Raw genomic sequence first — 24,861 nt, forward strand, 5'->3', positions numbered from 1 at the left:
CCGACACCTCGTGTTCGAGGAGGTCGATGGCCGCGCTGGGGAAGCCGCCGGCGCCGGCATGGCTGTGGTGGTCGATGTGCTGGCGGGCGCACGTCGTGGGCGCCCAGACACACCGCCCGCCCATCCGCAGGCTCATCGCCACGGCGGACGGGTTGACGCCGCCGACCTCGGTGTTGAGCGCGATCCCGCCGTACACCGGTGTCGGCGCCTGCGCGAGCTGGGTGCTCATGGCCCGCAGGTCCATCACCGTGTTGTGGTGGTGGGACTTGACGAGGATCGCCCGCATGCCTATACGGGCGCCGTCGTGTGATGCCTCGACGTGGTCCACGCGGCGGGGGAACGGGCTGGGGCCGGAGTGGCAGTGCAGGTCCACCGCGCCGGTCAGGACGTTGCGCAGCGCCGGTGAGACAGCGGTGTCCTCGGTCGATTGCATCTGACTGCCTTCCGCATAGTCCACGATCCGAACTGGACGTTCATATTAAGTATCGAAATGTGGAACTGTCTACGGATGCGTGGACTCTTCTTGGCCATTTTCGTGACTTTCCGGTGCCTGTACGCCCCTGCATGGTCACCTTCGGTGAGATCGAGCCGGCCTGCCCGGGGGATGTTCACATCATGGACTCAGTGGAGCGCTATGTGAACAAAGGGAAGGATGGACTGGAGAGGGGAGGCGTCGCTCGGCGACGGCGAGAACCCGGCGAGTCCCGCGTTCAAACAGTGCGAGTCCCGCGTTCACGCAGTGCGAGTTGCGGTTTCGTGCACACGGAGCCTCGGGCGACGACGCTCTGGGCGATCTTCGCGTGGACGATCGCGAACGCCGACTCCAGGAAGCCGTGGAACGCCACAGCCAGACTGACCGGCGAGGTCGCGGAAACTCCGTGCAACAGGAACGTGCAGGAACGTGACCGTCTCCGGGGCCGGCACGGCTCTGCGGGGGCATCCTGCCACGACCGCATTGCTCCGTTCGGCCGCCGTGATCATCGCCGGATCGGGCATCCCCGGGCCAGTAACTCGAACTGGGAGGTCACGTGCAGCGCATCCGTCCGTCCAAGCCGGTCGCGGTCTTCGGCGCGGTCTTCGGTCTCGCCATGCTGGTCTTCGGGGTGATCCAGATGAAGGACAGCAGCAGCGGTTTCGTGTGGCTGTGGTTGGCGGCCGGCCTGGGGATCATCGGGTTCAACCTGTGGGCGGCGTTCGGCAGGAAGGGCGCGACGCAGGTCGTGGAGCGCGACGACGCCCGCTGACGAAACGTGTCGGACACGCACCCTCCAGTGCGTGTCCGGCACACCGGCCGGCAGGCGGCCGGTCAGCGACCGGCCGCGGCGCGAAGCGCAGGGCGGACGTCGTCGCCGAGGATTCGCCGTGCGTCCGTGCCGGGCAGGGTCGGCATCTCGGCCCAGTGCGTCACCACCTCCCCGTCGGCAGGCCTGCCGACGGGAAAGCGGATCACGCCGTCGGAGTCGTAGAAACAGTTCTCGATGATCTCGCCGGTCTCGTCCACCGGATGAACCCGGCGGAAGTACATGGGGAGCACCAGCCAGAACTCCTGACCGCTGAGCGAGTCGGGGTCGTCGTCGGGCACGCCGGGATAGCGACCGGTCACGGCCGCGACAATGCCGGCGCCGTCGTAGGGAAGTCGCTCGTCGGCACGGATCCATTCGACTGTCGTCTTCATGTGAACGCGCTCAATCTTCTTGGGGGCGTTTTGTGACTACCACTCCAGCCGATCTTGTGCCTCGCCGCATCGGGGATGTCCCTCAGCGCGACCCCGGGATCACCGACCTCGCTTCCAGCGACCACCGGGGATTCCCGGTCGCCGCGTGGTAACCGTGCCCGCGCCGTAGCGTGTGGTCATGAGGTTCGCGATCGTCGTGGTGTTGCTGGTGTTTCTCGGTGGGTGTACGAGCGGGTCCGGCGGCGACCCGGTGCCGACCCGGCGGGGCGCCTCGACGACCTCGTCCACCGAACGGGTCTATGTGTCCCTGGGCGACTCCTACGCGGCCGGCTACCGGCCCGCCGGCGGTGGTGCGCCTGCCGGCGCCACCCGCGACGGCTTCGCCTATCTCGTGGCCGCGCGGGCCGGGCTCCGGCTGGTCAACGTCGCGTGCAGCGGGGCCACCTCCGGCCAGTTGACCACGGCGACCGGCTGCCCGGCCGCGAACCGCGCGCCGGACGCTCCCGACCCGGCCGGCGCCACACAGCTGGCCGCGGCCCTCACGGTGCTGCGGGAGAGCAAGGGCCGGGTGGGGCTGGTGACGCTGATCATCGGTGGCAACGACCTGACGCCGTGTGTCGTCGCGCCCGACCCGGTGAACTGCGCGACCGGCGCCGTGGCCGGGATCCGGGCGAACCTGGCGGCGGTCCTGCCCGCCCTGCGCGAGGCGGCGGGCGATGCCCCGATCGTGGGTGTGACCTACCCGGACGTGTTCCTCGGCGCCTGGGTGTCACCCGACTTCCCGGACGGCCAGCGGCTGGCGCGCCAGTCCGTGCCGCTGTTCCGGGACGTCTTCAACACGGCACTGAAGACCGAGTACGCGAAGATCGACGCGACGTTCGTCGACGTCACCGAGGCGACGGGCGGCTACGGCCCGCTCACGGACCTGACCCAGGACCCGACCTACGGCTCGATCCCGACCCCGGTGGCGAAGGTGTGCGAGCTGACGTACTTCTGCACCCACACCGACGTGCACCCCACTCCGGCGGGTCACCAGACCATCGCGTCCGCGATTCTGGCCGCCACGGGCCGCTGACGGGCGGCGCCATGAGCGATGGCCGGATTTCTGGCCGGGGAAGGTTCTGCGGCATTCGAGCGTCCCTTCGGGGATTTTCTCTCTCGCCGAGTGAATACTCGAACGGCGCCGCCTCGGGGATTGTGGATGATCGAACAACCGGCGATGCGGTCGGATCCGTCGATCAGCCTCGGTGATCTACTTCTTGATGATCGTGAATTGCGTTCTCGCGCGGCTCCGTCTTTTGATCGTGGGTGTGATCGGGTTCAATGGAGGCGTGAGCCGCACGAGTGACGGACCGTCTACGTTCGGTGACCTTGTGGTCCGGCACCGGCGTGCGTCCGGGTTGACGCAGGAGGCGCTGGCAGAGGCGTCGGGGATGAGCGTTCGCGCGTTGCGCGACCTGGAGCGCGGCCACACCCAGGCGGCCCAGCGGCGGTCGACCGAAGTGCTGGCGCAGGCGTTGGGACTCAGCGGCGAGGACCGGGCGAGGTTCCTTGCCGTGGCTCACGAAGGCCGCCGCCGAGCGGTGTCGCCGCCGCGACCACCCGCACCCGCCCGGGCCGGGGTGTCAACGCTGCCGGCCGCGCTCCCCGACCTCGTCGGCCGCGAGCTGGAACTGACGCGGCTGGCGGAGACGGGGGTCGGCGACGGCGCGATCGTCGCCGTGGTCGGGCATCCGGGGGTGGGCAAGACCGTGCTGGCGATCTCGGCGGCGCACCGGCTGCGTGCCACCTTCCCCGACGGGTGCCTGGCCGTGGACCTGCGTGGCCTGGACGACGAACCGGTCAGCCCGCGCGCGGCGCTCGACCGGCTGCTGCGGGGGCTGGGCGTCGCCTCGTCGGAGATCCCCGCGTCGGAGACGGACCGGGCGGACCTGTACCGATCGGTGCTCGCCGGGCGGCGGGTGCTGGTGTTGCTGGACAACGCGGCGGAGGAGGCCCAGGTGCGGCCCCTGCTGGTCGTCACCCCGGGCTGCCTGACCCTGGTCACCTGCCGGCGCGCGCTCGCGGCGCTGGAGGGGGTCCGCTGGCTCTGGCTCGACCCGCTGGCCGAGTCCGATGCGGTCGGCCTGCTCGCGAACATCGTCGGTCCGGACCGGGTGCGTGCCGAGCCCTCGGCGGCCGAGGAGATCGCGACGCTCTGCGGGAACCTGCCCCTCGCGGTGCGCATCGCCGGCAACCGGCTCGCCACGCGGCCGAACTGGTCGCTCGCCTACCTCGCGACGCTGCTGCGCGACGAACGCCGCAGGCTCGGGTCGCTGTCGGTGGGCGACCTCCAGGTGCGGTCGGCGTTCGAGCTGTCCTACCGCCGCCTCGCCCCGGACGCGCGGGGCGTGTTCCGCAGGCTCGCCGCCCTGCCCGGCAGCGACTTCGGCCCGGAGCTGGCCGGCGTCGCCGCCGGGGTGGACGAGCTCGCGGCGGAGGGTTACCTCGACGAGTTCGCCGACGCGAACCTCCTGCAGATGACGGCCGTGGAAGGGCGTTTCCAGTTCCACGACCTGATCCGGCTGTTCGTCATCGAGCGGTGGGAGGCGGAGGAGACGGCGGCCGACCGGGAGAAGACGCGGCATGCCGTGCTGACCCACCTGCTGTGCACGGCCGGTGTGGCGGGGTCGCGGCTCAAGCAGGACGTGGACCCGGACACGAACGGCCCGTCGGAGACCGAGGCGTTGGCCTGGTTGCAGCGCGAGGAGTCGAGCTGGCTCGCCGCGTTGCGGGCCGCGGCGCGCCTCGGCTGGCACCGTGAGTTGATACGCACCATCGAGGAGGTGAACTGGTATGCCGACCACTGGTGGTTCGGGCTGCCGTGGGTGGAGATCTTCGAGCTCGGGGTGGTGGCCGCCCGTGCGCTCGGCGACCGGTCGAACGAGGCCGAGATGCTCAACCGCGTCGGCTGGGCCCACGGGGTGTGCCTCGGCGACCGCTCGTCCTCGCTCGCCAGGCACGAACAGGCGCTGGCCGTCGCGGTCGAGGTCGGCGACCGGTTCAGCCAGGCGGAGGCGAACGCGTTCATCGGCACCGCGTTGATGTTCCTCGGCCGGCTCGAGGAGGCGCTCGACCACGCGGGGCGGGCGATCGAGCTGGCCGAGGGGTTCGAGTTCTGGACCGTCGAGCTGCCCATCCGCCACCGCTACGGCAGGGTGCTGGAAAGGCTCGGCCGGTTCGCGGAGGCGCTGGCCGTGTACCGCGCCGTGCTCGCCGACTGCGAGGCGCACGGCGGGTCGACGTCGTCCCGGTCGCGGCGGATGGTGACCGTCTACGTCACCGAGGGGGTCGGCGACTGCCTCGTCGGCCTGGGGGAGTGGCAGCTCGCCGCGGAGACCTTCCGGGAGACCCGGCTGGCTCGCGTCGAGCTCGGCTCGACCGGCAACGCCGCCGTCGCCGCGCTGAACGAGGGACGGGCGTGGCTCGGGGCAGGCGAGTACGCGCGGGCCAGGGAAAGCCTCCGGTACGCACTCGCCGCCTACGGGGAGTGGGCGCCGAGCGGCCGCGCCGAGGTGCTCGCCGAACTGGCCCGCCTGCCGCGGGAGTGAGCCGCCCCCGTCCGCCGGGGGCGGCCGGAATGCCCGCGGGGCAACGTCTTCGTCAGACCTGCACCCACAGGTAGGTGACCGGCGACGTGCCTGCTGGGGTCTGGTAGCTGCAACCCCACCAGCGGCCCTGCGCGATGCCGTCCGCGCACGCCTGCTGGGCGGCCTCGAAGGTCGGGTAGACGCCGCCGAACACCACGTCGACCGGCGTGGCCGACGCGGTGGGCGCGCCGACGGCGAACGACGTGCCGACGATCGCGGCACCGACTACGAGCTTTCCGAGCATGGGATCTCCCTGCGTCCGTCCCGGCCCGCGTCATGTCCACAGTGGACATTGCGGACCGGCCTTGTGGTCCGGCCCGAACGTAGCCGACGACCGCCACGCCGCGGGCTCACCTTGCACGATCGGTTCCCGGTCCTGGGGCTAACGGACCGGCATCCGGCTGGCGGCGCGGGTTTCCTGCCATTCTCCGGTTGTCGGGTGCCCGGTTCGGCACCGGGCCGAGGAGCGCGAGCGAACTGGAGGAGCGGCAGTGACGACACCGGTCAACACACAGCACCTGGAGATGAGGAAGGCAGGCGACATCTTCGTCGAGACGGGCACCGGGTTCACCGACGAGCTGCGTCGCGTCAACACGATGATGGCGTCGTTGCAGACCACGTGGACCGGTGCGGCCTCCATGAGCTTCAACACGGCCATGGACACCTGGGAGACCACGTTCGACGGGATCATCAAGAAGCTCCTGGGCATGGCGGAACGCATGGGACTGAACGTGCAGGCGCAGACCCGCGGTGAGGACGACGCGGTCGACGTCGCGCGGAGCTTCGCCTCCGCACTACCCGGTTTCTGAGTCCTTACCCTGCCGGCATTTCCCGAGAGGACGAGACGTGTCCGACTACCGGTTCGACTTCAACCAGGCCGATCTCACACTGGACGAGATGAACGCGATCAACGGCCGGGTCAAGACGGCGCTCGCCGACATGGAGCGGCGCGTCGAGCAGACCCTCCAGTACTGGGACGGTGACTCGCAGAAGATGTACTACCAGGCCAAGGCCGAGTGGAACGCCGAGGCCGCCAAGATGCCCGAGCAGCTGGAGGCCGGCCGCCAGACCCTCCTCGCGATCTCCGACAACTACGGGACGACCGAGCAGCGCGCCGCCCGGATCTGGCAGGACTAGCCGTGACACAGGCGACCGGTCTCGACTACTTCAAGCAGAGCGACGCCTGGCAGGGCTCGCATGTGCTCGACTGGAACAAGATCGACCTGCTCGTCCAGGGCGGCAACCTCACGCCGGAGGAACGCGACCTGTTGCATGCCTACGGCAGCATGGTGGTGCTGGCCGACGGCCAGGCCACCTCGGGCTTCCCGGAGGTGGACAACGCCCTGGAGCACTACTACTCGCTGAAGGACACCGTCGGCGCCACCCCGGAGTTCACCGACCAGAGCATCAACCGGCCCGACATCACCTGGGTGCCGAAGGAAGGCGACGACTACTACTCGCAGGTGCCGCCGGGCAAGTGGGGCGGCCAGCAGCTGCCGCCCGCGGTGCCCGACAAGCTGACCCTCCCCGCGCCGGGCGGGGCCGGCAACGGCGCGCTCGCCGTCAACACCGAGGCGCTGCAGCTGTTCGGCGGGAACATGCTGACACTGCGGGACTTCATCCGCGAGTCGATGACGTACGTGGCGCTCATCGACGTCAAGCCGGGGGTGTTCTACAAAGGACTTGTCCTGCGGGACAAGGTCATGGGCGACCCGGAGAACAATCCCGGACTGTGGTTCGAGACCTACCAGTTCATGGACAACACCGCCGAGGCGATGGTCGACCTCTACCACGACCTCAGGAAGCTGACCGCCGACTACGACACCGTCGAGGAGCTCAACGGGATGGGCGCCGACAAGCTCAAGGTGGTCATGAACGAGTCCTTCGGCACCATCGACAAGTCCAAGAGCTTCGGCAACAGCCAGGGCAGCAACGGCGCGACCGGTGGTTCCGGTTCGGGCAACGGCAACGGCAACGGGAACGGGAACGGCGCCTGACGGCGGATGGTCGGCACAGCGATCCAGGAGGTGAAGGTCGATGCCGGACGGCTCGAACCAGGCCGGCGGGCCGTTCTACGAGGCCGGCGGCGGACTCCTGGCCAACCCGGACGCGAAGGCCGACCGCGCCGCGGACTACCCGACGTGGGACTGGAAGCGCCTCAAGGCCTCCGTGTACGGCGTCGCCGCGGTGGGCGGGGAGTACGCCGCACAGGCCGTCGACAAGGTGAACCCGCATTCGCTGCGTATGGCCGGGGCGTACTTCGAACACGCCCAGAACACGATGTACCGGGTCGCCGAGATCGTGTTGGCACAGGCGGAGGCCATCGCCGGGGACAACGGCTCCTGGAAGGGCACCGCCGCCACCGCCTTCCTGACGAAGATGCGGTTGTTCGCCGAGTACATCGAGCAGAACGCGGACCGGATCGCCGGCGGTGACACCGTGGACGGCAGGCCCGACCCGGTGCGGTCCGTGCCGAACCAGCTGAGGAACGACGGCAACTACCTGGCCTGGGCGCAGAACGCGGTCGAGACGATCGACCTCCACTACGCCAACGTCGCGCTGAAGCGGCACAAGGCCACCACGATGACCAACGGGTTCGTCAAGGTCAGCGACGACCCGGAGGTCGTGGAGGCGATGACGAGCGCCATGCGGGACGTCGTCGAGAAGGTGTCGGACAAGTACACCTCCATGTTCCGCGACGTCGACCAGCCGAACATCACCGAGTCCGGTCCGGGTGAGACCCCGCCCCCGGACCGGGAACCGCCGCCGGACGAGCCGCCGCCGCAACAGGTGCCGCCACCCGAGGAGATCCCGCCACCCGAGGAGATCCCACCGCCGGACGAGATCCCACCGCCGGACGAGAACACCCCGCCGGTCGGCGACCCGCCACCGACGGACGTCCCGCCGCCGGACGACGCGAACCTGAGGGAGGTGCCGCCGCCGGACGAGGTCTCGCCGCCCGGCGAGGTGCCACCCCCGGACCTGCCGGAGAGCCCGCCCGCGCTGGGCGACCCACCGCCCGGCGCCGGCGGCTCGTCGATCCCGCCCGCCGCCCTGCTTCCGGCGCCGGGTGGGATCCCCGGGGCCTCGCTGCGGGAGCCGCCCGGCGCCGGCTCGGGTTCCGGCGCACGCGCGGGGCTCGGCGCGCCCGAGACGGATCTCCCGCCGGATGCGGACCTGCCGACCCCGTCGGACGGCGCCGACGGCTGGTCCGCGAGCGACGCTCCCGGGACCGGACAGTCCGATCGGGACAGAGGCATGGGTGGCATTCCGCCGATGATGCCGCCTGGTTCGCCTGGTGGTTCGGGTTCTGGTGTTGAGCGGTCGGATGCGTCGGGTTTGTTGGAGGGTTCTTCGGATGACTGGGCGGGGGAGGTGCCGGGGGTGGGTGTGCCGGCGGCGCCGGAGGGTGCCGTTTCTGGTGGTTCGGGTTTGCAGGTGCCGGGTGGCATTCCGCCGATGATGCCGCCTGGTTCGCCTGGTGGTTCGGGTTCTGGTGTTGAGCGGTCGGATGCGTCGGGTTTGTTGGAGGGTTCTTCGGATGACTGGGCGGGGGAGGTGCCGGAGGTAGGTGCTCCGGCGGCGCCGGAGGGTGCCGCCGCTGGTGGCTCCGGCCTGCAGGTGCCGGGTGGGATCCCGCCGATGATGCCGCCTGGCTCGCACGACGGCGCGGCTCGCGAGCGGTCGGACGCGTCTGGTTTGTTGGCGGGGACTCCGGATGACTGGGCGGGGGAGGTGCCGGGGGTGGGCGTGCCGGCGGCGCCGGAGGGTGCCGCCTCCGGTGGCTCCGGCCTGCGGGTGCCGGGCGGTGTGCCCCCGGTGGTGCCGCCTGGCTCGCACGACGGCGCGGCCCGGGAGCGGTCGGACGCGTCTGGTTTGTTGGCGGGGACTCCGGATGACTGGGCGGGCGACGAGCCGGCCGTGGGTGAGCCGGTGGCGCCGGAGGGAACCCGGGCAATGCCCGCTGGAGGCGGGTTCGGCCTGCCTGCCGTGCCGCCGGCCGCCGACGATGCGCCGCCTGGGCCTTCGCGAACCGGTGAGCTCCACACCGGGTGGCCGCGGACCTGGGGCCACGAGGAGGAGTTGCCCCCCGGTCACGTCCCCATCGTGCGGCGCAGCGGGACGGATGAGGACACGACGGCCTGGGACGTCGCCGGGCCGTGGTCCGCCTGGCTCACCGCACTTCTCGGCACCGCCGGACGCGACAGCGACGACGACAGAACCGAGGCGTCGGTGTTCCGGGACGACGACACCGAACGGCTGGCCGGTCCCGGCTACGCCACGTGGCGCCGCACCAACGCGCCCCGCGACGGGAGCGACCCGGCGGGCGACCCGGCCCGCTGCGGTGGCCCCGTGCTCACCAGGGAGGAGCAGGACGCGGTCGCCGCCGAGGAACGAGCGGCGGCCGAGCGGGCGGCCGAGGACGGGGAGGACGAGTCCGAAGAGGAGCACCGGAGCGCGGACCTGCTGGCGCGGGACGACTCCGCGTGGGGCGCCGCGCCCCCACCGCCGCCGGGGGTGCTCGGATGACGTGCCGGACGGTGGTGTCGCGATGAGCACGGTGACGGTGAAGCGCCCGCCGAGGGCGGCCGGGCCGGAGCTGCCGGACGGCCAGGTCGAGCTGCAGGAGCCGCCGGTCATGGCGGAGCCCGCGCCGATGGACTACCGGTCCGCGGCCATGTTCCTGCCGATGGGCATCGGGTCCGCAGCGATGGTGCTGGTGTTCTCGGTCGGCAGCGGCTCGGTGGCGATGTACATGATGGCCGGCGTCATGGGCATCTCCATGATGGCGATGGGGCTGAGCCAGGTCGGGCGGGCCACCGCCGAGCGCAAGCGCAAGATGCGGTCCGAACGCCGGGACTTCCTGCGCTACATCGCACAACTGCGCAGGGAGGCCAGGAAGAACGCCGACCGGCAGCGGCGCGCGGTGGTGTGGAACAACCCCGAGCCGTCCTGGCTGTGGTCCATCGCCAGCGGTCCCCGCGTCTGGGAGCGGCGCGCGAACCACGACGACTTCGCCCGCGTCAGGATCGGGCTGGGCACCCAGGCGGCGGCCGTCGAGTACGTGGCGCCCTCGACCAAGCCGATCGAGGACCTCGAGCCGCTGTCCGCGATCTCCTTGCGCCGCTTCCGGGAGGCGTACCGGACGGTGGCGGGCGTACCCGTCTCCGTCGGCCTGCGCAGCTTCACGAGTGTCGAGCTGGCCGGCGACGAGGCCGCCGCGGTCGGTCTGGTGCGTGCCGTCCTCGGCCAGCTCGCCACGTTCCACTCGCCGGACGAGCTGAGGATCGCCGTGCTGGCGACCGAGGCCGGCCGGCCGGAGTGGGACTGGGTGAAGTGGTTGCCGCACAACGCACACCCGACCGCACGGGACGCCGCCGGTCCGATCCGCCTGCTCGCCTGCGACCACGACGAGCTGATGGACCTGCTCGGCCCGGACGTCACCGACCGCGGCGACCACGACTCGGGTGCCCGGCCGACCGTCACCGAGCCGTTCGTCGTGGTGGTCGCGCACCTGGCGCCGGTGCCGGAGACCTCCCGGCTGGCCGACACGGGACTGCGCAACGTGGTGCTGCTGGACGTGACCGGCAGGATGCCCGGCGGCCCCAAGGTGCTGCGGCTCACCACCGGTGACGGCACGGTCGAGTTCCCCGCGGGCGACCAGACCGGCACCGCCACACGTGACGTGCTCAGCCTGACGCAGGCCGAGACGCTCGCCAAGCTGTTGGCGCCCAAGCGCACCAGCGGTTCGGTGGACGTGGTCGACCAGCCGCTGGAGAACGACTTCGAGCTGACGACCCTGCTCGGCATCCGCGATCCGCACACCGCCGACGTGGCCGCCCTGTGGCGCCCGCGTGCCGCGCAACGCGCCCGCCTGCAGGTCCCCATCGGGGTCACCGAGAACGGCGAGGTCGTCGAGCTCGACCTGAAGGAACCCGCACAGGGAGGCATGGGGCCGCACGGCATGCTCATCGGCGCCACCGGCTCCGGCAAGAGCGAGCTGCTGCGCACGCTCGTCTGCGGGCTCGCCGCGACGCACTCCTCGGAGATCCTGAACCTCGTCCTCGTGGACTTCAAGGGCGGCGCCACGTTCCTCGGCATGGACCACCTGCCGCACACCTCCGCGGTGATCACCAACCTCGCCGACGAACTGCCGCTCGTCGACCGGATGCAGGACGCGCTCACCGGCGAGCTGACCCGCCGCCAGGAGTTCCTGCGCGCCAGCGGTTTCGCGTCGCTGTTCGAGTACGAGAAGGCCCGGGCGGCCGGCGCGCAGCTGGTGCCCTTCCCCGTGCTGCTGATCGTCGTCGACGAGTTCAGCGAGATGCTCTCCAGCAAGGGCGAGTTCATGGACCTCTTCGTCTCGATCGGCCGCCTCGGCCGCAGCCTCGGGGTCCACCTGCTGCTGGCGTCCCAGCGGTTGGAGGAGGGGCGCATCCACCGGGTCGAGGGCCACCTGTCCTACCGCATCGCGTTGCGCACGTTCTCCTCGATGGAGTCGCGTGCGGTGATCGGCGCCACCAAGGCCTACGAGCTGCCGTCCGAGCCGGGCAACGGCTACCTGAAGATCGACACCACGAACCTGGTGCGGTTCAAGGCGGCCTACGTCTCGGGACCCGCGCCGCGCGGCGGCCTCGTGCCGGCACCCGCGCCGACCGTGCTGTCCGAGGTCGTGGCGTTCCGGACACACGCACACCCGCGCCGGCACGAGATCCTGCCCCCGGCGGCGGAGGAGGGCGCCGGCACGCCGGACCGGTCGGCGCCCGCGGCCGGTGAGGAGACCCCGAGCCTGCTGGACGTCCTCATCGGGCGGATCGCGGGACAGGGACCGCCGGCGCGCCAGGTGTGGCTGCCGCCCCTGTCCACCGCGCCCAGCCTGGACTCCCTCCTGCCGAGCGTCGTGCCGGACCCGCTGCGCGGCATGACCGTCGACGACCCGGCGCGGCAGGGCCGGCTGCGGGTGCCGGTCGGGCTGGTGGACCGGCCGTTCGAGCAGGTGCGTGAGCTGTACCTCGCCGACCTGTCCACTTCGGACGGTCACGCCGGCGTGGTCGGCGCGCCGCAGAGCGGGAAGTCGACCCTGGTCCGCACCCTGATGCTCGCGCTCGCGCTCGCCAACACCCCGGAGGAGGTCCAGTTCTACTGCCTCGACTTCGGCGGTGGCGGCCTGATGTCGGTCGCCGGCCTGCCGCACGTCGGTTCGTTGGCGACGAGGATGGAGCGCGACCGCGTGGTGCGCACGCTCGCCGAGGTGCTGGGCCTGATGGAGCGCAGGGAGGAGCTGTTCGCCGAGCACGGGTTCGAGTCGATGGCCGCCTACCTCGCGGCGCGGGCCCGCGGTGAGCTGACCGACGCGTGCGGGCACGTGTTCCTCGTGGTGGACGGCTGGTTCACCGTCAAGCAGGAGTTTGCCGACCTCGAGCAGCGCTTCGGCGAGATCGCCTCGCGCGGCCTGTCCTTCGGCGTCCACCTGGTGCTGACGGCCACCCGCTGGTCGGAGATCCGGCCGTGGCTGCGGGACCTGCTCGGCACCAAGCTGGAGCTGCGGCTGGGTGACGCGATGGAGTCGGAGGTCGGCTCGCGCCGAGCCGCCACCGTGCCCGCGCAGCCGGGCCGCGGGCTCACCCCGGACGGGCTGCACTTCCTGGGCGCGTTGCCCCGGCTGGACGGCATGTCCACAGTGGACGACCTGGCGGACGCGACACGGGCCGTCGCCGAGGAGGCACGGGCGTTCTGGCCGGGACGCGGGGCGCCGCCGGTGCGGATGCTGCCCACCCGGCTGCCGGTGGCCGACCTGCCCGCGGCCGACGAGGACCTGCGGGTCTGCCTCGGCCTGGACGAGGAGCGGCTGGCGCCGGTCTGGCACGACTTCCGCGCCACCCCTCACCTGATGGTGTTCGGGGACAGCGAGACGGGCAAGACGAACCTGCTCCGCCTGGTGCTGCGGGCGATCCACACCCACCACCGGCCCGAGGAGGTCAAGGTGGTGCTCGGTGACGCCCGCCGGGACCTCGACAAGGACGTGCCGGAGGAGTACCGGGTCGGCTACGGGATCAGCGCCGAGAGCCTGTACGAGCTGGCGGGGCAGGCGGCGGTGTCGGTCGCCAAGCGGGTGCCCGGCCAGGACATCTCCTCCGACCGGTTGCGCCGGCGCGACTGGTGGCAGGGGCCGGAGCTGTTCCTCGTGGTCGACGACTACGAGCTGCTCGGCCGGGGCGGGGCCGGTTCGCCGCTGGAGCCCCTGCTGCCGCTGATCCCGCAGGGTGTCTACATCGGACTCCACGTGGTGGTCGCGCGGAGCACCTCCGGCGCGGTGCGCGGGATGATCGACCCGGTCCTGCGCAGGCTGTGGGAGCTCGGCACTCCCGGCGTGGTGCTCTCCTACCCCAAGGAGGAGGGCAAGTTCCTCGGTGAGGCGGCGCCGCGGCGACTGCCGCCCGGCCGCGCCCAGCTCGTCACCCGGCGCGGGATCCGCCTGATCCAGACCGGTCTCGCGACCGTCCCGGCCGCCGAAGAGGAATCGAGGTACGCGCGCTCATGACCGCGACCGCGTCGACGAGCGGCGAACTCTGCCGGCTCACCGTGTTCGGGCCGGACGGCCGCGCCGACCTCGCCGTGCCCGTCTCGATCCCGGTGGCCGCGCTGCTGCCGGTGTTCCTGCGGCACACGGTGAACCGGGACGACCTCGACACCCACCTCTCCCGGTCCGGCTCCTGGGTGCTGCAGCGGCTCGGCGAGCCGCCGCTCGACCCGGACGGCACGCCGGAGACGCTCGACTGGCTGGAGGGGGAGCAGCTCTACCTGCGACCCGCCACGGACCCGTTGCCGGAGCTGGACTTCGACGACCTGGCCGATGGTATCGCCACCGTGGTGCGGACGCGCCGGGACCGGTGGCGGCCGGAGTTCGGCCGGGCACTGTTCCTCGCGCTGTCCGGTGTGGTCGCCGCGGTGCTGGCGCTGGTGCTGCTGGCCCCGGGGCCGACCGCCGCGCAGGCCGGCGGCGCGGCCGGGGTGGGTGTCGTGTTCGGCCTCGGTGCGGTCGCCGCCGGCCGCGGCCGCGTCGAGTACCCGGCGCTGACCGCACTGGCCACCCTCGCCGGCCTGGCCTGCTGCGTCTTCGCCGGCCTGGCCGGGATGGTCGCGGCGGACGGCGTGCCGGCCGTGGCGGCGGCCACGCCGGCCGGTCTGCTGGTCGGCGCCGGCGTCGTGGCGGCGGCCGCCGCGGCACTGCTGGTCTGCGGCGGCACGATCGCGCCAGGGCTGCCGTTCGCGCCGTTCGTGACGGTGCTCCTCGCCGACGCCGCACTGGGCGCGTCCCTGTGGCTGCGGCTCGGTTTCGCGCTGTCGGCGGCCCAGTCGGCCGGTGTGGTCGCCGCGGTGTTCCTCGGGCTGACGGTCTTCGCGCCCAAGATCGTGCTGCGGCTGGCGCACATGCGTGGCCCCCAGCTGCCGCGCGACGCCGACGACCTGCAGTACGACATCGAGGCCGAACCGGCGCGGCGGGTGCGGGACCGCACCGTCACCGCCGACCGCTACCTGTCCGCCGGTGCCGTCGCCGCCGCGCTGGTCTGCACCGCCGCGTTTCCCACCCTGCTGGCCGACGCCGGCTGGGGCGGTCCGGTGTTGGTGCCGGTGCTGGCGAGCGCGGTGCTGCTGCGGGCCCGCACGTTCGCCTCGGCGTGGCAGCGGGTGCCGTTGACGGTCGCGGGGACCGCCGGGCTGGCGCTCACGGTGCTGGCCGTCGCGGCGGCCCTGCCGCCGCAGTGGCGCGGCGTGCTGCTGTTCGGGCTGCTGGGGTTGCTCTACCCGCTGGTGCAGGCGGCGCTGCGGCCGGCGGGCCGGCGTCCGCTGCCGATCTGGGGCCACCTGGCCGACCTCGCCGACACGACCACCGCGATCGCCGTGCTGCCGGTGCTCCTGCAGCTGCTCGGCGTGTACGGCTGGGCCCGCGGGCTGGGTGGGTGAACCCGTGCAGACCCGACGCGACCACGTCCACGCCCACCAGTTCCTGATGGGGCGCCTGAGCTCCGCGCTCGTGCTCGCCGACCCGGCCAGCGCGGAGGTGCCCGCCAAACGGGCACTGTCGGGGCTGGTGATCGGCTTGGTGCTCGCGCTGCTGACCGCGGGCGGGATCGCCGTGTTCGGGCTGATCGTGCCCGGCGGGAACACGGCGTGGCAGCGGCCCGGGGCGATCCTCGTCGAGAAGGAGACCGGCACCCGGTACGTCTTCACCGGCGGCGCCCTGCACCCGGTGCTCAACCAGGCGTCGGCCCTGCTGATGCGGGGCGGTGACGCCGAGGTCGAGCTGATCTCCCGCGAGTCGCTCGCCGACCTGACACGCGGCGCGCCGGTGGGCATCCCCGGCGCCCCGCAGGTCGTGCCGAGGCGGTCGGACCTCGTCAGCGGGCCGTGGCTCGCCTGCCTGCCCACCGGGTCCGGCGGCGGGGACGGGCTGTCGCTCGACTTCGACCCGGCCGCCGAGGCCGTGGCGCTGCCCGCCGACCGGGTGCTGTCGCTGGAGTCGCCCGGCGGCACGGCGTACCTGCTCGCGGCCGTCGGGAAGTTCCCGCTGACGGACCCGACGGCGCGGATCGCGCTGGGGCTCGCGAGCACCCCGGCCGCCATCGCGCCGCGGGCGTGGCTGGCGGCCCTGCCGTCCGGCCCGCCGGTCGGCGCCGCCGACATCCCCGGCGCGGGCTCCGGCGGCCCCTCGGTGGGCGGCCGGGCGTACGAGGTCGGGCAGCTGTTCCGGTTGCCGGCGGCGAGCGGCACGGTCGAGCTGTTCGTCCTGCGCCGGGACGGGCTCGCCCCGCTGTCGCCGACCGAGTTCGCCTTGCTGGCCGCCCGCCCCGGCACGGCGGACCCGGTGGAGCTGGCCGCCGCCGACGTCGCCGTCGCGCCCCGCTCCGCCGACCAGTCGCTGCTCACCCGGCTGCCCGACCTGACCGGACTCCGTGCGTTCGACCCGGGCGGCGCGTCGGTCTGCCTGCGTCAGCGGCCGTCGGGCGACCGGGTGGTGAGCGTGGTCGCGCTCGCCGACGGCCGCCGCGGCGGCGTGCGCCTTCGGCCCGGCACCGCCGTGCTGGCCGGCGCGCTGCCGCCGCGGGCCGGCCGGAAGGTGCCGGACCGCTACCTGATCACCGACGAGGGCCTGAAGTTCCCGCTGCCCGACGACGAGTCCATCACGGCTCTCGGCCTCGGCGGCGCACCGGTCACGCCGGTCGCCGGGGACCTCCTGGCCGCGGTGCCGACCGGGCCGGTGCTCAGCCGCGCCGCCATGACCTGAGGGAGAAGGGACAACCATGCCCACACTGACCAGACGCCGCCGCGGCGGGCCACGCTTCCCCGTCGACCGGCACACGATCGGCAACGCCGACGTGGTGTTCCCCAAGGAGCGTCTGACCAGCGCGGCGCGGTCGCTGGCGCTGGCGCTGCCGGCCGACCCGGACAACGACGTGGTGGTCGTGGACCTGCCGGTCGACACCCCGATCGCGGCGTGGGAGTCGGTCGCCGAGGTGCTGCCAAGGCGTCGGCGCGGCGTGCGGCTGGTGCTCGGCGGCCGGGCCAGGGAGACCACCGCGCTGGCCGGCCAGTGGTTGTCGGAGCGGCTCCGGCGGACCGTCGTGGCGCCGGACGGCGCGATGGTCCACGGCGCGGCGGGCGCCCTGTTCGTGCACTCGGGGCGGGGCAGCGGCTGGGTCCGGTTCCACCCGGGACGGGCGCCGGAATGGGAGGCCAAGAGGTTCCCCCGGCCGGCGTGGGACGCCGAGGCGGTGAAGTCCTTCCCGACCAGCTCGACCGGTGTGGCCGACCCGATTCCCGGCGGGGTGTGGATCCGGCCGGTGACCGGCGACGTGCGCCCGCACCCGCACTGGTCACGGCTCGCCGGGGAGATGCCGTGCCAGCCGGACGTGCTGACGGTGGTGCTCGGCTGCCCCGGGACCCCGCCGCTCCCGCTCGACGACGTGGTCCGGTTCTGGTGCTCGCTGTCCGGGCCCGTGCGGGCGCAGGTGCGGTTCGTGCCGTACGGCCCGGTGCGGCTGCCCGCCGGCGAGGCGCTCGGGCAGGTGCTCGCGGACGTGCTCAACGAGCCGGTCCGGTGCTACCTCGGCCTGCCGCTCGGCGCGCCGGCGAGCCCGGACGTCTACACGGTGCGTGCCACCGGCGAGTTCGGCTGGCGTGCCTTCGCCGGCGAGCTGTCCTACCTGCCGCGCACCCACCCGGACTACTCCGGCGTCCCGTCGCTGTTGTCGCCGCGTGCGCCCATCGAGGGCCCGCCGGAGCTGGCGCCGGCCGTCTACTGGTACGCCCCGGACGCGGCGATCGAGGTGGTCCAGTCGGGGCTGTGGGTCCGCCCGCACGAGGACCTGCACGACGCCGCCGCCGTGCGGGCCCGGCACTGGGACCCGGACGTGCACCTCGTGGTCTTCGACGACACCGACGAGCACCGGGCGCCCCGGATGCGGATGCTCGCGCAGGACGCACTCGACCGGCTGGACCCGGCGACCCGCGACCGCAGCCGCCTGGTCGCGTCCGCCGAGCTGGCGGCGCCGGCGGCGCGGCAGACCGGCCGCGCGGCCGGCGCGCTGGACACCGGTCCGGAGCCCGCGGACGCGGTCGAGGCCGCCGACGTGCCCGCGGTGTCGACGGTGGAGGACGCCCCCGTGCTCGGCGAGCCGGCGCCGACGATCGCGCTCGCGCCGGCCACCATGGCGGCCGGCGGTGCTCCGGACGACGCCGGCGCCGCGACCGGTCCGGGGTCGATCGCGGCGGCGCTCGCCGGGGATCCGGCGCCGGTCGTGGCCGCACCGCCTCCCGCTGACGACTCGGCCGCCGCGCGGCTGCGGCTGGAGAGCTCCCCGGGCGAGCCGGCACCCGAACCGGCCGTCACCCCCACCGACCCCGCTCCGGCGTCCCCCACGCCAACGCCGGAGCGGGCCTCCGTGTCCTCGGCGCCGGCGCGCACGCAACCCGCGCCGGCGCCGGAGGCCGCGGCGCTGCTGTCGGACACGGGGCTGGAGCGTGAGCGGGCGTGGCTGCGCCGCACGCTGAGCCGCGAGTTCGACATCATGGCGAACTCGACCGCGCGGATCCTCTCCGAGCACCCCGGCTTCCAGAACTCGGGCTCCTCCGGCGACCTGCTCACCGACACCGTGGCCGTGCGGCTCTACCTCACCGCGCGCGGGGTCGACGTCGACCTGGCACTGCGGACCGCGGCCCCCGGGCCGCACGTGCCGCTCGCCCGGTGCGTGGTCGCCGGACTGTCCCGGCTGCCGTCCCACCGGGGCGGAAGCGTCTTCACCGTGTCGCCGACGCCCGCGCAGTGGCGCCTCTACGAGCAGCGCCGCGTGGTCACGGAGTGGGGCTTCACCCACGCGCTCGTGGCGCCGAGCGCCGGCCAGGGCGGCGAGGTCGACGTGCTGGTGTGGTCGATGACCGGCAGGCGGACGCGCCTGCTCGAACCCGACGGCGACGAGCGGGCCGACGGCCGGGTCGTGTTCGTGCCGGGCACCAGCTTCAAGGTGTTGGAGCTGGCCGCGCCGGGGGAGGGCACGCGGGGCCGGCTGTTCCTGCGGGAGCTCGCCCCGTCCGAGATCGACGAACTGGGCCGGGTGGACGGCGACCGGGCCTCCCTCGACGAGCTGGCCATGGGCTCGCTGCGGCGGTGTGCGGAGCACTGGGCGGGTGCCGAGCCGGCGGGACGGATCGGGTCCGCGGCACTGTCCCGGTTCGGGGCCCTGCCCGGGCTGGCGTGAGAACGGGAGGGCGGCAGGCGATGAGTCGAGAACTACTGGTGGTCGGTCCCGGCGGGGAGTTCGCCACGATCGGCGCCGCGCTGGCCAGGGCCCAGGACGGCGCCACGATCAGCGTCCGGCCCGGCAGGTACGACGAGAGCCTCGTCATCCGCGCCAGGGTCAGCGTGAGCGCCGAGGCCGGCGAGGGCACGGTCGAGGTGGGCGCCACGCGCGGCAGCGCGCTGGTGGTCGACGGGGCGGGTGCGCAGCTGCGCGGGCTGACGCTGGTCTGCGCGGACAAGGACGTCGCGGCGGTGGACGTGCGGCGCGGCGAGGTCGCACTGGACGGCTGCCGGATCACCGGCTCCTCCTGGACCACGATCCTGACTCGGCTCGCCGGCTCGCTCGCCATGCGCGGCTGCCGGGTGACCAACTCCGTCGGCGCCGGCATCGTGGTGACCTCGGCCCGGCCGTCCACCGTGGAGGACACGGTGGTCGCCGAGGTGCCGTCGTCCGCCGTGGTGGTCGGCGAGACCGGCTCGCTCGTGCTGCGCCGGTTCACCGCCGAACGGGTCGGCGGCAACGGTGTCTGCGTCAACGGCCACGGCCGGTGCGTGGTCGAGCGGGGCCGCGTCACCGGCGCGGTGAAGCCGGCCGTCGTGGTGGAACAGCACGGCGAGGCCGTGATCTCCGGGCTGGAGGTGCGTGGCGGCGCGTCCGTCGACCTCTACCTGACCGGCGCCGGCCCGGTGTCGGTCGCCGACTCGGTGTTCGCGGGCGCGGCCGGACAGGCCGTGCACGTCGCGGGCGGGGCGCGGCCGGTCTTCACGGGCTGCGTGTTCTCCGCGGGCCAGGCGGCGGTGAAGGTCACCGGCGGCGCGGCCGCCCGCTTCACCGGCTGCACCGTCGAGGACTCGCCGGTGGGCGTCATCGTGGACGGCGCCGCGACGCCGCTGTTCGAGAAGCTGTCGGTCCGCGGGTCGACCCGGGGCATCGCGGCCGTCTCCGCCGGCGCCAGCGCCGACTTCGTGGGGCTGCGGGCCGTCGCCGGCGCGGGGCCCGGCCTGACCGTGACCGGGGGCGCCACCGTGTCCCTCACCGACGCCTCGGTGGAGACGGCGGGCGACCCGGCCGTGACGTGCGCCGAGTCCGCCGTCCTGTCGGCCAGGGACCTGCGCGTCCGCGCCGGCGCGGAGACCTCGGTCGAGCTCGGCTCCGGGGCGCGGGGCACGCTCACGTCGGCGCTGCTGCGCGGCGGCGGCCTGCTCGTCGGCGCGGACGCCGAGGTCGCCGTGCGGGACAGCGAGATCGTGGACCCGGCGAGCGACGGCATGCGGGTCACGGCGGGCGGCGCGGTCATCGCCACCGACTGCCGGATCCGCGGCGCCAACCGGCACGGCGTCCACGTGGCGGGCGGCCGGGCGGAGCTGACGGGGTGCGAGGTGTTCGACAGCGCCGAGGACGGCGTGCACCTGGTCACCGAGGAACCCGTGCGGCTGCACGGATGCGTGGTGCGCAACAGCGGCGCCGAGCCCGTGCGGTACCCCGACGGGCGCCACCGGGTCGAGGTGGTCGACCTGGCCACCGACGGCGGACCCGAGCACGCGCCGGGACCACACCCGGCGGCCACACCCGGCACGGAGGACCCCGCCGTGGGCGACTCCGCGGGTCACGACCCCGTGCTCGCCGGGGCGGCCGGGCTCGACGGGCCGCTCGCCGAGCTGGAGTCCCTGATCGGCCTGCGGGGCGTGAAGCAGGAGGTCCGCGGGCTCATCAACCTGATCACGATGTCGAAGGTCCGCCAGGAGATGGGCCTGCCGGTTCCGCCCATGAGCCGCCACCTGGTGTTCGCGGGGCCGCCCGGCACCGGCAAGACCACGGTGGCGCGGCTGTACGGGGCGGTGCTGGCCGAGCTCGGCATCCTCGGCCAGGGGCACCTGGTCGAGGCGGCGCGGGCGGACCTCGTCGGCCAGTACGTCGGCTCCACCGCCATCAAGACCACCGAGCTCGTCACTCGGGCGCTCGGCGGGGTCCTGTTCGTCGACGAGGCCTACACCCTGGCGGCCGGCTCCGGCGGCTCCGGCCCCGACTTCGGGCAGGAGGCCATCGACGCCCTCATGAAGATGATGGAGGACCACCGCGACGAGCTCGTGGTGATCGTCGCCGGCTACTCCGACCTGATGGAGCGGTTCCTCGCCGCGAACCCCGGCCTCGCCTCCCGGTTCACCAGGACCGTCGAGTTCCCCAACTACGCCGTCGACGAGCTCGTCACCATCACCACCAACCTGTGCCGCAAGCACTACTACGAGCTCACCGACGACGCGGTGGCGGCGCTGACGGGCTACTTCGAGCGGGTGCCGAAGGGGGAGACCTTCGGCAACGGCCGGGTCGCCCGCAAGCTGTTCGAGGCGATGGTGAACAACCAGGCCTCCCGGCTCGCGGCTGAACGGCCCGCGAAGGGCTCCGAGCTGAGCCGCCTGACCGAGGTGGACCTCGCACCCCAGCTCGCCCAGCTGGACGAGCTGCCGGTCACCGCGGGCGAGCGCCCGGACGCGGCCACCGACCCACGGGTGGCGGTGCGCGAGACCAGGGCGTGGCGCCGGCTCGGCGAGCTGACCGGCCTGGACCGGGTCGGCGAGTCGGTGGCCACGACGCTCGTGTCGTTGTGCCAGCTGCGCGTCCAGCGCCGGTCACCCGGCCGCCACGGCAACGTGGTGGTGGCCGGCCGGCGTGGCAGCGGGCGGGGCGTGGTCGCCCGCCTCTACGCACAGGCACTGTCCGAGCTGGACCTCGTGGACAGCGGGCACGTGGTGGCGACCACGCTGTCCGGCGACCTGCGGCCGCAGTGGCCGGGACAGGCGGAGAGCCTGGTGCGCTCGGCGTTCGCGGCCGCGCTCGGCGGCGTGCTGGTCGTGGACGCCGCGGGGGGCGCCGACGCGGCGGAGGCGGTGGAGGCCCTGCTGACCGCGGTGCGCGGGGCGCAGGGCGACCCGGTGGTGGTGCTGATCGGGGAGCCCAGGGACGTCGACGGGCTGCGCGACCGCTTCCCGGAGCTGCCGGAGTGCTTCCCGCGGCGCTGGGAGCTCGGCGAGTACTCGGTGGCCGACCTCGCCGGGATCGCCGTGCGCCACCTCGCCGACCGCGGGCACGAGGTGCCGGCCGACGTGGCCGCCGCCATGCACGACGAGCTCGCCGCGGCCGGGGTCCGCACGGTCCACGGCGCGCACCGGTTCGCCCGCCGGCTGGCCGGGACCGCGGCCTCGCGCACGCTGACCGCCGCCGACCTCACGGGGTTCGGCGCCGGCCGGGACACGGTGCCGCTGACGGGCGGACTCGCCTCGGTGAGCTGAGAGAGGAGAACGAGATGTCCAGTGTGGACAGAACACGGGTGGAGGCGCTGCGCCAGGAGTACGAGCGGCAGCGCGACGGTCTCGACGAGCTGCGGCGGCGGATGGGGGAGCTGTCGGTGACCGCGGTGTCCGCGCGCCGCGAGGTGTCGGTGACCGTCGGCCCGCAGGGGACCGTCACCGACCTCAGGTTCCCCACGAGTGCCTACCGCAGGCTGGCGCCCACTGAGCTGTCCACCCTGCTGCTGCGCACGATCGGCGAGGCGCGGGAGCAGGTGCTCGACGAGGCCGTCGAGATCATGACGCCGCTGCTGCCGCCCGAGTTCAGCCTCGACCCCAGGGAGCTGTTGAGCGGCCGCGTCTCCGTCGGGCGGTTCGAACCGTCGGAGCCGCTGCCGCCGCCGGTCGGCACGCTGGACCGGGCGGGAGGAGCCGGCGATGCGTGAGCTGTGGACGGACCCCGACAAGCTCGGCGTGAGCGGCGGCGGCTACTCGGCCGCCGGCGACAGCCTGACCGGTCTCGGCGTCCGGTTCCTCACCATGGTGGACGGCTACGCCCCCGGTTTCGGCGGCGACGAGGAGGGCAAGGAGTTCGCCGGGACGTTCTACGGCGGCGCGCACGACTTCTTCCAGTGCGTGGACGGCAAGGGACAGACCATGCGGTTCATCGGCGACGGCGTGCGGGGCAACGGCAAGGCGTTCGGGAACGCGCGGGAGTACGCCGACGAGTCCTCCCACCAGTTCCTGGTCGCGGTGGCCGACAACGCACCGTGCGGCGATCCGCCGCTCCAGCAGCGTGTGCGGGCGCGGGGTGAGCTGCTCGACCCGCCACTCCAGCAGGGATTGACGGTGCGGGGTGAGTTGCTCGATCCGCCGCTCCAACAGGGAATGACGGTGCGAGGCGAGTTGCTCGACCCGCCGCTCCAGCAGGGTTCGATGGTGCGGGTGCGGGGTGAGCTGCTCGACCCGCCGGTGTTCCTGGAGAGCAAGCGCGAGTCGGCGCTGCCGTGGCCGGACGCCGAGTAGGGGGATGACGGTGCCGGCGAGGCGGGTGGACGTGCGCCATGGGTGAGATCCAGATCCCCAGCGACGGTTTCTGGGGGCCGATCTACTACTCCATGTACGCGTTGACGGGCATGAAGCCGCCCGCCGTGCTGTCGGAGTACATGTACGCACTGGCGGACAGCACGTTCGCCTTCGCGTCGGCGCTGCAGCAAGGGTCCTACGGCGTGCAGGGCCTGGCGTCCGGCGTGCTGGCCAACATCCGCGGCGACACCGCGCACGCTTTCGCCGGCTACTCCGCCCACCTCGATGACGACGTCCCCAGCTATGCCGCGATGCTCGTGAACATGGGGAACTCGGCCAACGCGTTCGGGTTGAACGGCGAGGAGACCGAGTACCAGATCCTGTTCGAGCTCGCGAACTTCGCGTGGGAGATCTACCTCGCGCTCAGCTCCGGTGTCTTCGCCGCGGCGTCGGTGGGCGCCATCATCGCGAAGGGCCGGGCCGTGGTCGGCAGGACGATGCTCCTGGGCCGCGAGAACGCGAGCCGGATCGGCACCAGGCTCAGCCACACCATCGGCGTCACCAAACCGTCCGCAGTCAAACGCGTCGGCTCCCTCGGCGGCAACCAGGGCGGGGTCCCGTGGCGGCTCGTGCTCAGCCCCGTGGACGAGGCGATCGAGGAGGGCGGACAGGACTTCGGTGCGCAGTCGATCACCTCCGTCAAGGGGCATCGCAAGGGCTTCAGCTGGGACCAGATCGGCGTCTCGGCCGCGTTCGGCGCCGCTGTCGGCGTCAACGCCAGCGCCCAGCATGTGTTGCTGTCCATGAACCGCTACACCCGGGACTTCATGAAGTCCATCGTCGGCGCCGGCGTCACCGGCGTGACGGCCGAGTTCCTGCCCACGTTCATCGGTGATCTGATCATGGGGAGCAAGACCGACGTTTTCGGCCTGTTCTCCCCGTTCTTCACCGACTCCATCCACCGGGCGTCGCACAAGTTCGGCGACAGGTTCCGGCCCGACGGGGGTTCGTTCGGCGGCGCGCAGTCCCCGCCGCCGCCCCCGCCGGTTCAGCAGGGTTCGCCCGATCTCCCGACCCTGAGCCTCGGCGCCACCCCACCCACCGGTGGCACCGGTCTGCCCGGACTGGACACGCCGTCCCGTCCCGTGGAGTCCACTGTGGATGATGGTCGGTTGGCGTCCTCGCCGCCGGCCCGTGCTACCGGAGCGCCCCCGGGCGCGGCTGCCGGGGCCGGGCCGAGCGGGGCCGGGCCGAGCGGGGCCGGCTCAACGGTGGTCCCGGGTTCGGCTGGTGGGTCTGCGGATTCGGTTGGTGCGCCGTTGGGTTCGGGTGGGTTGGGCGGAGCGGGGCCGGTTGGGGTTGGGGGTTCCGGGGGTTCGGTTGGTGGGGCGTTGGGTTCGGGTGGAGCTGGTGGGTTGGGGGCTGTGGGTTCGGCTGGTGGGTTGGGT

The 24,861-nt window shown here is 73.2% G+C and carries 17 protein-coding genes and 1 pseudogene; 15 read left to right on the forward strand and 3 right to left on the reverse strand.

The window, feature by feature from the left end:
* Positions 1–433, reverse strand: a 433-nt coding sequence (locus tag VET29_RS10935; RefSeq protein ID WP_324918636.1) for a DUF6282 family protein, incomplete at its 3' end; no start/stop codon positions are given.
* A 595-nt stretch (positions 434–1,028) separates the two neighbouring features.
* Here VET29_RS10935 and VET29_RS10940 point away from each other — a divergent pair.
* Positions 1,029–1,244, forward strand: a complete 216-nt coding sequence (locus VET29_RS10940; RefSeq protein ID WP_324918639.1) for a hypothetical protein — start codon at positions 1,029–1,031, stop codon at positions 1,242–1,244.
* 62 nt (positions 1,245–1,306) lie between these two features.
* Here VET29_RS10940 and VET29_RS10945 read toward each other — a convergent pair whose 3' ends face one another.
* On the reverse strand, positions 1,307–1,675 hold the full coding sequence (locus VET29_RS10945; RefSeq protein ID WP_324918643.1) for an AQJ64_40280 family protein: 369 nt from the start codon (positions 1,673–1,675) through the stop codon (positions 1,307–1,309).
* A gap of 178 nt (positions 1,676–1,853) precedes the next feature.
* Between VET29_RS10945 and VET29_RS10950 the strand changes: the two genes are divergently transcribed.
* Together VET29_RS10950 and VET29_RS10955 are read left to right on the forward strand one after the other, a co-directional pair.
* On the forward strand, positions 1,854–2,750 hold the full coding sequence (locus tag VET29_RS10950) for a GDSL-type esterase/lipase family protein (protein ID WP_324918646.1): 897 nt from the start codon (positions 1,854–1,856) through the stop codon (positions 2,748–2,750).
* A gap of 298 nt (positions 2,751–3,048) precedes the next feature.
* Entirely contained in the window at positions 3,049–5,265 is a 2,217-nt protein-coding gene (locus VET29_RS10955; protein ID WP_324918688.1) for an ATP-binding protein, read from the forward strand.
* Positions 5,266–5,317: 52 nt separating this feature from the next.
* On the opposite strand, the gene VET29_RS10960 is transcribed toward VET29_RS10955, so the two are convergent.
* Complete coding sequence (locus VET29_RS10960; RefSeq protein ID WP_324918649.1) at positions 5,318–5,548, reverse strand: hypothetical protein; 231 nt, start codon at positions 5,546–5,548, stop codon at positions 5,318–5,320.
* A 247-nt stretch (positions 5,549–5,795) separates the two neighbouring features.
* Between VET29_RS10960 and VET29_RS10965 the strand changes: the two genes are divergently transcribed.
* The 12 genes and pseudogenes from VET29_RS10965 to VET29_RS11020 form a co-directional block, all read left to right on the forward strand.
* Positions 5,796–6,113 (forward strand): WXG100 family type VII secretion target, encoded by a 318-nt coding sequence (locus VET29_RS10965; protein WP_324918652.1) that lies wholly within the window; start codon positions 5,796–5,798, stop codon positions 6,111–6,113.
* 37 nt (positions 6,114–6,150) lie between these two features.
* Entirely contained in the window at positions 6,151–6,441 is a 291-nt protein-coding gene (locus VET29_RS10970; RefSeq protein WP_324918655.1) for a WXG100 family type VII secretion target, read from the forward strand.
* A 2-nt stretch (positions 6,442–6,443) separates the two neighbouring features.
* Positions 6,444–7,301: a hypothetical protein gene (locus tag VET29_RS10975; RefSeq protein WP_324918658.1), complete on the forward strand. Its 858-nt coding sequence runs from the start codon at positions 6,444–6,446 to the stop codon at positions 7,299–7,301.
* A 40-nt stretch (positions 7,302–7,341) separates the two neighbouring features.
* The gene (locus tag VET29_RS10980; protein WP_324918661.1) at positions 7,342–9,834 is read left to right on the forward strand and encodes a hypothetical protein; all 2,493 of its coding nucleotides are present in this window, start codon (positions 7,342–7,344) and stop codon (positions 9,832–9,834) included.
* A gap of 22 nt (positions 9,835–9,856) precedes the next feature.
* Positions 9,857–13,846 (forward strand): type VII secretion protein EccCa, encoded by a 3,990-nt coding sequence (gene eccCa / locus VET29_RS10985; protein ID WP_324918666.1) that lies wholly within the window; start codon positions 9,857–9,859, stop codon positions 13,844–13,846.
* Positions 13,843–15,270, forward strand: a complete 1,428-nt coding sequence (gene eccD, locus VET29_RS10990) for a type VII secretion integral membrane protein EccD (protein WP_324918669.1) — start codon at positions 13,843–13,845, stop codon at positions 15,268–15,270. The genes eccCa and eccD overlap by 4 nt, the downstream gene beginning before the upstream one ends.
* Positions 15,271–15,274: 4 nt before the next feature.
* Positions 15,275–16,591 carry a type VII secretion protein EccB gene (gene eccB / locus VET29_RS10995; RefSeq protein ID WP_324918672.1) on the forward strand — a complete coding sequence of 439 codons (1,317 nt, stop codon included), beginning with the start codon at positions 15,275–15,277 and terminating at the stop codon, positions 16,589–16,591.
* Between the two features lie 16 nt (positions 16,592–16,607).
* Positions 16,608–19,061, forward strand: coding sequence for a hypothetical protein (locus tag VET29_RS11000; RefSeq protein ID WP_324918675.1), 2,454 nt, complete (start codon positions 16,608–16,610; stop codon positions 19,059–19,061).
* Positions 19,062–19,081: 20 nt separating this feature from the next.
* Positions 19,082–22,390 carry a right-handed parallel beta-helix repeat-containing protein gene (locus VET29_RS11005; RefSeq protein WP_324918678.1) on the forward strand — a complete coding sequence of 1,103 codons (3,309 nt, stop codon included), beginning with the start codon at positions 19,082–19,084 and terminating at the stop codon, positions 22,388–22,390.
* A gap of 14 nt (positions 22,391–22,404) precedes the next feature.
* A complete protein-coding gene (locus VET29_RS11010; protein ID WP_324918681.1) occupies positions 22,405–22,833 on the forward strand; it encodes a YbaB/EbfC family nucleoid-associated protein in 429 nt (142 codons plus the stop codon).
* Positions 22,826–23,413: a hypothetical protein gene (locus VET29_RS11015; protein WP_324918684.1), complete on the forward strand. Its 588-nt coding sequence runs from the start codon at positions 22,826–22,828 to the stop codon at positions 23,411–23,413. The genes VET29_RS11010 and VET29_RS11015 overlap by 8 nt, the downstream gene beginning before the upstream one ends.
* A 38-nt stretch (positions 23,414–23,451) precedes the next feature.
* Positions 23,452–24,861: pseudogene (locus VET29_RS11020) on the forward strand (hypothetical protein); the annotation flags it as partial.

Origin of the sequence: Actinophytocola sp. (assembly GCF_035634895.1) — a bacterium.
Classification (GTDB): Bacteria; Actinomycetota; Actinomycetes; order Mycobacteriales; family Pseudonocardiaceae; genus Actinophytocola.

Coding starts and splice junctions, on each gene's coding strand:
- VET29_RS10945 (WP_324918643.1), bottom strand. CDS start 1,675: ATGAAGACGACAGTCGAATGGATCCGTGCCGACGAGCGACTTCCCTAC.
- VET29_RS10950 (WP_324918646.1), top strand. CDS start 1,854: ATGAGGTTCGCGATCGTCGTGGTGTTGCTGGTGTTTCTCGGTGGGTGT.
- VET29_RS10960 (WP_324918649.1), bottom strand. CDS start 5,548: ATGCTCGGAAAGCTCGTAGTCGGTGCCGCGATCGTCGGCACGTCGTTC.
- VET29_RS10980 (WP_324918661.1), top strand. CDS start 7,342: ATGCCGGACGGCTCGAACCAGGCCGGCGGGCCGTTCTACGAGGCCGGC.
- eccCa (WP_324918666.1), top strand. CDS start 9,857: ATGAGCACGGTGACGGTGAAGCGCCCGCCGAGGGCGGCCGGGCCGGAG.
- eccD (WP_324918669.1), top strand. CDS start 13,843: ATGACCGCGACCGCGTCGACGAGCGGCGAACTCTGCCGGCTCACCGTG.
- VET29_RS11000 (WP_324918675.1), top strand. CDS start 16,608: ATGCCCACACTGACCAGACGCCGCCGCGGCGGGCCACGCTTCCCCGTC.
- VET29_RS11005 (WP_324918678.1), top strand. CDS start 19,082: ATGAGTCGAGAACTACTGGTGGTCGGTCCCGGCGGGGAGTTCGCCACG.
- VET29_RS11010 (WP_324918681.1), top strand. CDS start 22,405: ATGTCCAGTGTGGACAGAACACGGGTGGAGGCGCTGCGCCAGGAGTAC.
- VET29_RS11015 (WP_324918684.1), top strand. CDS start 22,826: ATGCGTGAGCTGTGGACGGACCCCGACAAGCTCGGCGTGAGCGGCGGC.